The sequence below is a fragment of the Pseudomonas sp. Sample_11 genome (assembly GCF_004307505.1).
Taxonomy (GTDB): domain Bacteria; phylum Pseudomonadota; class Gammaproteobacteria; order Pseudomonadales; family Pseudomonadaceae; genus Aquipseudomonas; species Aquipseudomonas atacamensis.
In genome coordinates, this window is record NZ_RCOD01000059.1 from 1 (window position 1) to 11,071 (window position 11,071).

Annotated in this window: 9 protein-coding genes; 8 read left to right on the forward strand and 1 reads right to left on the reverse strand. The window is 61.7% G+C overall.

Translation table 11 applies throughout. The annotated features are described in order from the left end of the window. Window positions 1-138: 138 nt before the first annotated feature. On the reverse strand, window positions 139-2,586 hold the full coding sequence (locus D8U60_RS17070) for a penicillin-binding protein 1A (RefSeq protein WP_130900564.1): 2,448 nt from the start codon (window positions 2,584-2,586) through the stop codon (window positions 139-141). Between the two features lie 216 nt (window positions 2,587-2,802). On the opposite strand from D8U60_RS17070, the gene D8U60_RS17075 reads away from it, so the two are divergent. The 8 genes from D8U60_RS17075 to D8U60_RS17110 all read left to right on the forward strand — a co-directional run bounded on the left by D8U60_RS17075 (window position 2,803) and on the right by D8U60_RS17110 (window position 11,039). Further along, entirely contained in the window at window positions 2,803-3,867 is a 1,065-nt protein-coding gene (locus D8U60_RS17075; protein WP_024011266.1) for a pilus assembly protein PilM, read from the forward strand. Beyond that, complete coding sequence (locus D8U60_RS17080) at window positions 3,867-4,433, forward strand: PilN domain-containing protein (protein ID WP_056787334.1); 567 nt, start codon at window positions 3,867-3,869, stop codon at window positions 4,431-4,433. The genes D8U60_RS17075 and D8U60_RS17080 overlap by 1 nt, the downstream gene beginning before the upstream one ends. After that, window positions 4,430-5,053, forward strand: a complete 624-nt coding sequence (gene pilO / locus D8U60_RS17085) for a type 4a pilus biogenesis protein PilO (protein ID WP_122611070.1) — start codon at window positions 4,430-4,432, stop codon at window positions 5,051-5,053. Before D8U60_RS17080 ends, pilO begins: the two co-directional genes overlap by 4 nt. Further along, entirely contained in the window at window positions 5,050-5,574 is a 525-nt protein-coding gene (locus tag D8U60_RS17090; protein ID WP_071174144.1) for a pilus assembly protein PilP, read from the forward strand. The genes pilO and D8U60_RS17090 overlap by 4 nt, the downstream gene beginning before the upstream one ends. A gap of 13 nt (window positions 5,575-5,587) precedes the next feature. Further along, complete coding sequence (gene pilQ / locus D8U60_RS17095; protein WP_130900565.1) at window positions 5,588-7,666, forward strand: type IV pilus secretin PilQ; 2,079 nt, start codon at window positions 5,588-5,590, stop codon at window positions 7,664-7,666. A 4-nt stretch (window positions 7,667-7,670) separates the two neighbouring features. Beyond that, window positions 7,671-8,189, forward strand: a complete 519-nt coding sequence (gene aroK, locus D8U60_RS17100; RefSeq protein ID WP_024011270.1) for a shikimate kinase AroK — start codon at window positions 7,671-7,673, stop codon at window positions 8,187-8,189. A 152-nt stretch (window positions 8,190-8,341) separates the two neighbouring features. Continuing rightward, a complete protein-coding gene (gene aroB / locus D8U60_RS17105) occupies window positions 8,342-9,442 on the forward strand; it encodes a 3-dehydroquinate synthase (protein WP_130900566.1) in 1,101 nt (366 codons plus the stop codon). Between the two features lie 10 nt (window positions 9,443-9,452). Continuing rightward, a complete protein-coding gene (locus D8U60_RS17110) occupies window positions 9,453-11,039 on the forward strand; it encodes an AAA family ATPase (RefSeq protein ID WP_122611067.1) in 1,587 nt (528 codons plus the stop codon). Window positions 11,040-11,071: the final 32 nt, after the last annotated feature.

The window sequence follows — 11,071 nt, forward strand, 5'->3', positions numbered from 1 at the left end:
CAAGCTGCAAGCTGCAAGCTGCAAGCTGCAAGCTGCAAGCTGCAAGCTGCAAGCTACAAGCTACAAGCTACAAGCTACAAGCGTGCATCGTTCGCGCTTTTGCTTGCCGCTTGTAGCTTGGCGCTTGCAGCTGCTCCCCTAGAACAGATCGATCGGCGCCTGCTCATCCGCCGGCAGCGGGCTGCCAGGCACAACGCCGTTGCCCAGTTCGTTCACCGATGGCGGTGTGTCTTCGGCCTTGAACAGTTCGAAGTACGCCCCCGGTGTGCTCGGTGTCGCTGCACGGCCGCTGACCGGGTCCACCCGCAGGCTGAGCAAGCCTTCCGGCTCAGGCTGCACATGCGGCGGCTTGTCTTTCAGCGCGGCCGACATGTAATTCATCCAGATCGGCAGCGCCACGGTGCCACCGAACTCACGGCGTCCGAGGCTTTCCGGCTGGTCGAAACCGGTCCACACGGTGGTTACGTAATCAGCGTTGTAACCGGAGAACCAGGCATCTTTCGATTCGTTGGTGGTACCGGTCTTGCCGGCGATGTCACTGCGGCCCATAGCCAGTGCGCGCCGGCCGGTGCCGAGTTTGATTACGTCCTGCAGCATGCTGTTGAGGATGTAGGTGGTACGTCCATCGACAATCCGCTCGGCCACGGCCGGCGCTTGCGGCACTGCCGGATTGCCCGACGCTTCACCGGCTACCGGAGCGGCATTGACCGTGAACGACTCGGTAGCCGGCGCAGCGATACCGTCGGTCGCCGAACCACCCTGTGGCACGGTCGGCGGGTTGGCGACGAACAGCGTGTCGCCGTTACGGCTTTCGATCTTGTCGATGATGTACGGGGTGATCTTGTAGCCGCCGTTGGCAAAGGTGCTCCAGCCAGTGGCGATTTCCATCGGCGTCAGCGTTGCGGTGCCGAGTGCCAGCGACAGGTTCGGCGGCAGGTCCTGCTTGTTGAAGCCGAAGCGGGTGATGTAGTCGATGGTCTTGCCCACGCCCATGGCCTGCAACAGGCGGATCGACACCAGGTTGCGCGACTTGTACAGCGCTTCACGCAGGCGGATCGGGCCGAGGAAAGTGTTGGTGTCGTTCTTCGGGCGCCAGACCTTGTCCAGGTACTCGTCGACGAACACGATCGGCGCATCGTTGACCAGGCTGGCAGCGGTGTAGCCGTTATCCAGCGCGGCGCTGTAAACGAATGGCTTGAAGCTCGAACCCGGCTGACGCTTGGCCTGCATGGCTCGGTTGTAGTTGCTCTGCTCGAAAGCGAAGCCACCCACCAGCGAACGGATCGCACCGTTCTGCGGATCCAGCGACACCAGTGCGCCCTGAGCCTGGGGAATCTGGCTGAATTTCAGCGAATTGTCGGTCTGGCGCTGCACGCGGATCAGATCACCGACCTGCGCGACATCCGACGGCTGGCGCGGGTTGGCGCCCATGCTGTTGGTATTGAGGAACGGTCGCGCCCATTTCATCGTGTCCCAGGCAACGTGCTCTTCACCGGTGCGGGTCAACACTTGCAGTCCGGTTTTATCGACTTGGGTAACGATCGCAGGTTCGAGGCTGCTGATGGTGCGCTGCTTGGTCAGTTCGCTGGCCCAGGCTTCGCGGGTCTTGCCCGGCAGGCGCGACTCGGGGCCACGGTAGCCGTGGCGCTGGTCGTAAGTCATCAAGCCTTCGTGCAGTGCGGTGTTGGCCATTTCCTGCAGATTGCTTGGCACTGTGGTGGTGACGCGGAAGCCTTCGGTGTAGGCCTCGCTGCCATAACGGCCGACCATTTCGGCGCGGGCCATTTCGGCGATGTACGGTGCGTTCACTTCCGGGGTCGGCACGTGGTAGCTGGCGTTCAGCGGCTCGTTGATCGCCGCGGTGTAGTCGGCTTCGCTGATCTTGCCCAGCTTGTACATGCGCCCGAGGATCCAGTCGCGGCGTTCTTTGCTGCGCGCAGGGTTGGCCAGCGGGTTGAAGCGCGACGGAGCTTTCGGCAGGCCGGCGATCATCGCCATCTGCGCGAGGCTGATGTCACGGATCGATTTGCCGTAATACACCTGCGCCGCCGCCTCGATGCCGTAGGCACGGTTACCCAGGTAGATCTTGTTGACGTACAGCTCAAGGATCTCGTCCTTGGTCAGCTGCCGTTCGATCTGCAGGGCCAGCAGGATTTCCGTAGTTTTACGCGAGAAGCTGCGCTCACTGGTGAGAAAGAAGTTCTTCGCCACCTGCATGGTGATGGTGCTGCCGCCGGACTGAATGTGCCCGCTCTTGACCAGTTGCGTCGCCGCGCGCATCAGGCTGCTCGGGTCGACGCCATAGTGGTTGGCAAAATTGTCGTCTTCAGCACTTAGTAACGCATTGATGAAATTGGGCGGAATGTCGGCGAAACGGATCGGCGTACGGCGCATTTCGCCAAATTCTGCGATCAACTTGTTATCGCTGCTGTAGACGCGCAGAGGAATCTGCAACTGAATGCTTCTCAGCGCCTCCACAGACGGCAAACCCGGACTAAGGTAAAGAAAGGCGCCGCTGAGACCTAAGAGCAGTCCGCAGAAAACGGCGACGATGGACCAACCGAAAAATTTCAGCAGACGAATCAAGGCTTTTGGACATCCAGGGCAAAGAATGAATTTGGCACGGGGCTGCGGTTACACACAGAGCCATCCGCGCGGGCAGTAAAAAGCGGAAAAAATCGCTGGGCATTATAAGCACTTTTCCGTGGGAGGCGTCATTGGCGCTTCTGTCAAGACGGGGGTGAAGGAACGCAATGCGTATTACAGAGTCCGTAACTCACGGAAAGTCATAGGGAATTGGTAGTGCTGGGACTCTTCAATAAAAAGACCAATGCGTTACTGGGGATCGACATCAGCTCCACGTCGGTGAAGCTGCTGGAACTGAGCCGTCAGGGCGAGCGCTACCGGGTCGAGGCCTACGCGGTGGAGCCGTTGCCGGCGAACGCTGTGGTCGAAAAGAACATCGCCGAACTCGAGGGCGTTGGCCAGGCACTGAGCCGCCTGCTGGTCAAGGCGCGTACCGGGGTCAAGAGCGTGGCGGTGGCAGTGGCGGGTTCGGCGGTGATCACCAAGGTCATCGAGATGGACGCCGGGCTGTCCGACGACGAACTGGAAAACCAGCTCAAGATCGAGGCCGACCAATACATTCCCTATCCGCTGGACGAAGTCGCCATCGACTTTGAAGTCCAGGGCGTCTCGCCGCGCAACCCGGAACGGGTCAACGTGCTGCTCGCCGCCTGTCGCAAGGAAAACGTTGAGGTGCGTGAAGCGGCGCTGGCCCTCGCCGGCCTGACCGCGCGGGTGGTGGATGTCGAGGCCTACGCGCTGGAGCGCTCGTTCGGCCTGCTGGCGACGCATCTGGCGGCCTCACAGGAGCGCCTGACCGTGGCAGTGGTCGACATCGGTGCGACCATGACCACTCTCAGCGTCCTGCACAACGGCAAGATCATCTATACCCGCGAGCAATTGTTTGGCGGGCGCCAGCTCACCGAAGAGATCCAGCGCCGCTACGGCCTCACGGTCGAACAGGCGGGCCTGGCGAAAAAGCAGGGCGGGCTGCCTGACGATTACGTCAGCGAGGTCCTGCAGCCATTTCGCGAGGCGCTGGTGCAGCAAGTCTCGCGCTCGCTGCAGTTCTTCTTCGCCTCCGGCCAGTACAACGCGGTCGACCATATCCTGCTCGCCGGCGGCACCGCCTCGGTGCCCGGCCTGGACCGTCTGATCGAACAGCGTCTGGACACGCCGACGCAGGTCGCCAACCCATTCGCCGACATGGCATTGGGCAGCAAGGTCAATGCTGGGGCGCTGGCCAGTGATGCGCCAGCCTTGATGATTGCCTGCGGGCTCGCGCTCAGGAGTTTCGACTGATGGCGCGGATCAACCTTCTCCCCTGGCGCGAGGAGCGCCGCGAAGAACGGCGCAAGCGCTTTCTGCTGGTCCTGATCGGCGTGCTGGCCGGCTCGATCGGCGCGGTGCTGATTGCCGACCAGATCATCACCGCGGCCATCGAGCGGCAAATGGCGCGCAACGATTACATCGGCAAACAGATTGCCGTGGTCGACGAACGCATCAAGCAAATCAGCGAGCTCAAGGCGCGCCGCCAGCAATTGGTCGAGCGCATGCGCATCATCCAGGACCTGCAGGGCAATCGGCAGATCAGCGGGCGGGTGTTCGACCAACTGGCGCGTACCCTGCCGGACGGCGTGTATTTCACCGATGTGAAAATGGCCGGCAAGACCCTGTCCATCAGTGGCGCGGCGGAGTCGAACAACCGGGTCTCCGAGCTGATGCGCAATCTCGACGCGTCCGACTGGTTCGACGCGCCAAGCCTGAATGAGGTCAAGGCCACCAGCGCTGATCAAGTCGAACAGGCCAACGTCTTCCAGCTGACCGTTCGTCAGACCCAGCCCAAGGTTGTGGAGGACGAGCAATGAACGCCTCCGAGTGGCTGCAAAGCCTGCGCAACGTCGATTTCAACGACCTCGACACCAGCAATATCGGCTCCTGGCCCCCGGCGGTAAAAACCCTGTGCGGTGCGCTGGTGATGGTGTTGATCCTCGCGCTTGGCTATTACTTCTTCATCAGCGACATGGAAAATCAGCTCGACCTCAAGCGCGAAGAGGAAACCACCCTCAAGGAACAATTCGCCAGCAAGGCGCGGCTGTCGGCGAACCTTGAGCTCTATACCCAGCAAATGAAGGAAATGGAAAACACCTTCGGCGTGCTGCTGCGGCAATTGCCCAGCGACACCGAAGTGCCGGGCCTGCTCGAAGACATCACCCGCACCGGTCTGGGCAGCGGCCTGGAATTCGAAGAGATCAAGCTGCTGCCGGAAGTGACCCAGCCGTTCTACATCGAACTGCCGATCCAGATCACCGTGACCGGCGCCTATCACGACCTCGCCACCTTCGTCAGCGGCGTCGCCGGCCTGCCACGGATTGTGACTCTGCACGATTTCGAACTGGCGCCGGCCAATCCCGAGGGCGGGACGAAGCTGCGCATGAGCATTCTTGCCAAGACGTACCGCTATAACGACAAGGGGCTGGAGAAATGACCCCGATTCGTTATCTCGTCCTGCCCATGGTGCTGGCGTTGAGCGGTTGCGGTGGCGGCGATGACTTCAGCGACCTCGACGCGTACCTCAACGAAGTGCGCCTGCGTCCGGCGGGCAAGATTGAACCAACGCCGACATTCCGGTCTTACCCCACATTCACTTACAGCGCCGCCAACCTGCGCAGCCCGTTTTCGCGGCAGGCGCGGGTCGATCTGGCCGGGCAGAAGCACGGCTCGCGCAACGTCAAACCCGACCCTAACCGGGTCAAGCAATATCTTGAAGGATTCAATATCGAGCAGTTCGAAATGGTCGGCACGATTGCCAATGCCTCGGGCTCGTTCGCGCTGCTGCGCGGCGCAGGCGGGGTGCATCGTCTCAAGGTTGGCGACTACCTGGGCCGCAACGACGGCCGTATCGTCGCCATCAGCCCTACCCAGGTCGATGTCGTCGAGATCGTGCCCGACGGCGCCGGCGCCTGGCTGGAGCGGCCGCGCACCATTCCTTTGAAAGAGCACTCATAGTGGAAGTCGAACAATGAACAGGATTTTCTCCACCCTCGGTTTTTCGCTATGGATAGCGCTGGTGTCACCGATGGTAATGGCGGCCAGTCTGAAAGCGCTGGATGTTGCCGCGCTGCCGGGTGACCGCGTCGAACTGAAGCTGTCGTTCGACGGCCCGCCACCACAGCCCAAGGGCTACACAACCGAGTCGCCGGCGCGCATTGCACTGGATCTGCCGGGCGTGACCAGCCAGTTGGCCAACAGGAATCTTGATCTGGGCAGCGGCAACGCGCGCACGGCCACGGTGGCCGAAGCCAAGGATCGCACGCGGCTGATTGTCAGCCTGACGCAGTTGGCGCCTTACAGCACGCGGGTCGAGGGCAATAATCTGTTTGTGGTGGTCGGTCAGGGCGCTTCCGCGACTGCGCCGCGCCCGGCTGCCGTGGCACCGCGTGCCGCCACGGCCGCTGCGGCACCTGCCAGACCAGCCGCGCAACGAAGCAGGGCGATTCGCGGTGTCGATTTCCAGCGCGGCACCGAGGGTGAGGGCAACGTAGTCATCGACCTCTCCGATCCGACCATCGCCCCGGATATCCAGGAGCACGATGGCAAAATCATCCTCAGCTTCGCTCGCACGCAATTGCCGGAAAAGCTGCGCGTGCGCCTCGACGTCAAGGACTTCGCCACGCCGGTGCAGTTCGTCAACGCAGCGCTCACCGGCGATCGCACCGTGATCAGTGTCGAGCCCAGCGGCACCTTCGACTACTCCACGTTTCAGACCGATAACAAGCTCACCGTCAGCGTTCGGCCGATGAGCATCGACGACCTGCAAAAGCGCAACGCCGACCGTCAGGCCTATGTCGGCGACAAGCTCTCGCTGAATTTTCAGGACATCGACGTGCGCTCGGTGCTGCAACTGATCGCGGACTTCACCAATCTCAATCTGGTGGCGAGCGATACGGTGCAGGGCGGTATCACTTTGCGCCTGCAGAACGTGCCGTGGGATCAGGCGCTGGATCTGGTGCTGAAAACCAAGGGGCTGGACAAGCGCAAGATCGGTAACGTGCTGCTGGTCGCGCCGGCCGATGAAATTGCCGCTCGCGAGCGTCAGGAACTGGAATCGCAGAAGCAGATCGCCGAGCTGGCGCCCCTGCGTCGCGAGTTGCTGCAAGTCAATTACGCCAAGGCGTCGGACATCGCCAAGCTGTTCCAGTCGGTGACCAGTGCCGAGGCCAAGGTCGACGAGCGCGGTTCGATTACCGTCGATGAGCGAACCAACAACATCATTGCCTACCAGACCCAGGATCGCCTCGACGAACTCCGGCGGATCGTCGCGCAGCTGGATATTCCGGTGCGCCAGGTGATGATCGAGGCGCGCATCGTTGAGGCCAACGTCGATTACGACAAGAGCCTGGGCGTGCGCTGGGGCGGTTCGGTGCAGAACAAGGGCAACTGGAACGCCTCCGGGGTCAACGGTTCGTCGAGCACCATCGGTACGCCGGGAAGCACCGGCACCAACTCGCCGTTCGTCGACATGGGCACGGTCAATAACACTTCGGGGATCGGCATCGCATTCATCACCGACAACGTGCTGCTGGATCTCGAACTGACGGCGATGGAAAAGACCGGCAACGGCGAAATCGTCTCGCAGCCGAAGGTGGTCACCTCGGACAAGGAAACCGCGAAGATCCTCAAAGGCACCGAGATCCCCTATCAGGAGGCCAGCTCCAGCGGCGCGACCTCAGTGTCGTTCAAGGAGGCTTCGCTTTCACTGGAAGTTACTCCGCAGATCACCCCGGACAACCGCATCATCATGGAGGTCAAGGTCACCAAGGATGAGCCGGACTACCTGAACAAGGTGCAGGATGTGCCGCCGATCAAGAAAAACGAGGTCAACGCCAAAGTGCTGGTAAATGACGGCGAGACCATCGTAATCGGCGGTGTTTTTTCAAATACTCAAAGCAAGGTCGTAGATAAGGTGCCATTTCTTGGCGATGTGCCGTATCTTGGCCGCCTTTTCCGGCGTGATGTGGTTTCGGAGAAAAAATCCGAGCTGCTGGTATTTCTCACTCCGCGTATCATGAATAACCAGGCGATTGCTGTGAGTCGTTGATTCTGTGCGAAATTTGATACTTGTAGGACCGATGGGTGCTGGCAAAAGCACCATCGGCCGATTGCTGGCCAAAGAGCTGCGCCTGCCGTTCAAGGATTCCGACAAGGAAATTGAGCTGCGCACGGGTGCCAATATCCCATGGATCTTCGACAAGGAAGGCGAACCCGGCTTTCGTGACCGCGAGCAGGCGATGATCGCCGAACTGTGCGCGTTCGATGGTGTGGTGCTGGCGACCGGCGGCGGCGCAGTGATGCGTGATGCCAATCGCAAGGCCCTGCATGAAGGCGGGCGCGTGGTGTATCTGCACGCCTCCGTCGAGCAGCAGGTCGGCCGCACCTCCCGCGATCGCAATCGGCCGCTGCTGCGTACCGCCGATCCGGCGAAAACCCTGCGCGACCTGCTCGAGATCCGTGACCCGCTGTATCGGGAAATTGCCGATCTAGTGGTGGAAACCGACGAGCGGCCGCCACGCATGGTGGTGCTCGACATTCTCGACCGCCTCGCGCAGTTGCCGCCCCGTTAAAGCATCGTCCGAAATGCGCTATCCTCGGCGTCCTGTCAGCGTCCGCCGAGGGTGTGGCGGATGCCGGGCGAGCGGCGTCATACCGCTACAGGCCGCAGAACACCAATAATTTCAGGGCAGGATGCCTGCTTCCATCTTCACTGTGGGGACACATGCAGACACTCAAGGTCGATCTAGGCGAGCGCAGCTACCCGATTCATATTGGCGAAGGTCTGTTGGATCAGCCGGAACTGCTGGCGCCGCATATCCACGGGCGGCAGGTGGCAATCATCTCCAACGAAACCGTCGCGCCGCTCTATCTCGAACGTCTGACCCGCAGCCTTGCGCAGTTCTCGGTGATCTCGGTGGTGTTGCCTGACGGCGAAGCCTTCAAGAACTGGGAAACCCTGCAACTGATTTTCGATGGTTTGCTGACCGCCCGTCATGACCGCCGCACTACCGTGATCGCCTTGGGCGGCGGGGTGATCGGCGACATGGCCGGTTTCGCGGCCGCCTGTTATCAGCGCGGTGTCGATTTCATCCAGATTCCTACCACGCTGCTGTCGCAGGTCGATTCCTCGGTCGGCGGCAAGACCGGGATCAACCATCCGCTGGGCAAGAACATGGTCGGCGCGTTCTATCAGCCGAACGTGGTGCTGATCGATACCGCATCGCTGATAACACTGCCGGAGCGCGAGTTGTCGGCGGGCCTGGCGGAAGTCATCAAGTACGGCCTGATCTGCGACGAACCGTTCCTGACCTGGCTGGAAAAAAACGTCGACGCCCTGCGTGCGCTGGATCAAACCGCGCTGACCTATGCGATCGAGCGTTCCTGCGCGGCCAAGGCTGCGGTGGTCGGCGCCGATGAAAAGGAAACCGGCGTACGCGCCACCCTCAACCTCGGCCACACTTTCGGCCACGCCATCGAAACCCACATGGGCTATGGTGTCTGGCTGCATGGCGAGGCGGTGGCGGCTGGTACCGTGATGGCGCTGGAAATGTCCGCGCGCCTGGGCTGGATCAGCGAGCAGGAGCGTGATCGCGGCATTCGTCTGTTCCAGCGCGCCGGCTTGCCGGTCGTTCCGCCGACAGAAATGACCGAAGCCGATTTTCTCCAACACATGGCAATTGATAAAAAAGTGATCGACGGTCGTCTGCGCCTGGTGCTGCTGCGCCGGATGGGCGAAGCGGTAGTGACCGACGATTATCCGAAAGAGGTTCTACAGGCCACGCTGGGAGCGGATTACCGCGCCCTGGCTCAGCTTAAAGGTTAAAACGATTCCGATGACTAGTTTGCATGCCGACGAGGCGTTTCTCGGCCATTTCCAGTTAAGTCACGACCCGTTCGCGCCACGGGTGCCGGGCTTCAAATTCTTCCCGGCCCAGCGCAAACCGGTGCTGGGTCAACTGCATCACCTGGCGCGTTACAGCCAGTTGCTGCTGGTGGTCACCGGCCCGCAAGGCAGCGGCAAGACCCTGCTGCGGCAGGCGCTGGTGGCCAGCACCAATAAACAATCGGTACAGAGCGTGGTGGTTTCCGCCCGTGGCGCCGGTGATGCGGCCGGCGTGCTGCGCCAGGTGGCGCAGGCGCTGGATGTCGCTCAGGCCGAAGTCGGTGCGATTCTCGAGCAGGTAGTGCAGCTGGGTCTGACCGGGCAGGAAGTCTATCTGCTCGTGGACGATGCCGAGCAGCTCGACGAGTCCGCACTGGAAGCGTTGATGGCGCTCGGCGCCGGCACGCCGGAAGGTCGTCCGCATGTGTTCCTGTTCGGCGAGTCGTCGCTGATCGCTCAGCTCGAGGCGTTGCAGCTCGAAGAAGAGCGTTTCCATGTCATCGAATTGCAGCCGTACACCGAAGAAGAGACCCGCGAATATCTCGACCAGCGGCTGGAAGGCGCGGGCCGGGGTGTCGAACTTTTCACCGCAGATCAGATCTCTGATATTCACGAAAGCTCCGAGGGCTGGCCGGGCAACATCAACCAGGTCGCTCGCGATGCACTGATCGAAGTCATGATTGCCAGCCGCTCCGCGGTCAAGCGTCCAAGTATGGGGTTCAACATGCCGAAGAAACACGTATTGGCGATTTCCGCCGTCGTTGTGGTCGCGGTTGCCGCCGCCTGGCTGATGCCGGGTCGCAGCAAGGCACCGACCACCGGTGCTCCGGCCAATGAACAGGCGCAATTGCCATTGGGTCAGGGCGCCGCGAACGGCGCCAACCCGTCCGTCGAATTCGCCGGCAACACCCAGCCGATGCCGCTGCCATTGGTCGGCAACTCGCAGCCGGTCATGCGTGGCCCGCTGGCAGAAGCCGCCGGTGGCATCACCGAAGGCGACGACGGCGTGCCGCTGGAAGGCTCCAGCGATACGCCGCCGACCGTAACCACCTCCGCGCCGCCTGCTGGCGTTCCGGCCGGTCCTGCGCCGACACCGGTTCCGACCCCTGCCGCCAAACCGGCACCAACCCCGGCACCGACGCAGGTCGCCACGGCCAAGCCTGCTCCGGCCACCCCGGCGCCAGCTGCGAAACCGGCTCCTGCTCCGGCCAAGCCTGCCGACAAGCCAGTTACCGTGGCCAAGGCTGCCGGCGGCAGCTGGTACGCCGGTCAGCCGACCAGCAACTATGTCGTGCAGATCCTCGGCACCAGCTCGGAAACCGCTGCGCAGAACTTCGTCAAGGAGCAGGGCGGCGAGTACCGTTATTTCAAGAAAGTCCTCAATGGCAAGCCGCTTTACGTGATCACCTACGGCAACTTTGCCAATCGTGATGCGGCCGTTTCTGCCATCAAGGCCTTGCCAGCGAAGGTTCAGGCTGGTAAACCTTGGCCTCGCACTGTCGCCAGCGTCCAACAGGAACTGGCAACAACTCGCTGAAGATTCGGCGGCCTTACCCAGGCCGCCTCTCC

Excerpts from the sequence above, each read along its gene's own strand:
- D8U60_RS17090 (WP_071174144.1), top strand. The coding sequence starts at position 5,050 with ATGACCCCGATTCGTTATCTCGTCCTGCCCATGGTGCTGGCGTTGAGC.
- pilQ (WP_130900565.1), top strand. The coding sequence starts at position 5,588 with ATGAACAGGATTTTCTCCACCCTCGGTTTTTCGCTATGGATAGCGCTG.
- D8U60_RS17110 (WP_122611067.1), top strand. The coding sequence starts at position 9,453 with ATGACTAGTTTGCATGCCGACGAGGCGTTTCTCGGCCATTTCCAGTTA.
- pilO (WP_122611070.1), top strand. The coding sequence starts at position 4,430 with ATGAACGCCTCCGAGTGGCTGCAAAGCCTGCGCAACGTCGATTTCAAC.
- aroB (WP_130900566.1), top strand. The coding sequence starts at position 8,342 with ATGCAGACACTCAAGGTCGATCTAGGCGAGCGCAGCTACCCGATTCAT.
- D8U60_RS17080 (WP_056787334.1), top strand. The coding sequence starts at position 3,867 with ATGGCGCGGATCAACCTTCTCCCCTGGCGCGAGGAGCGCCGCGAAGAA.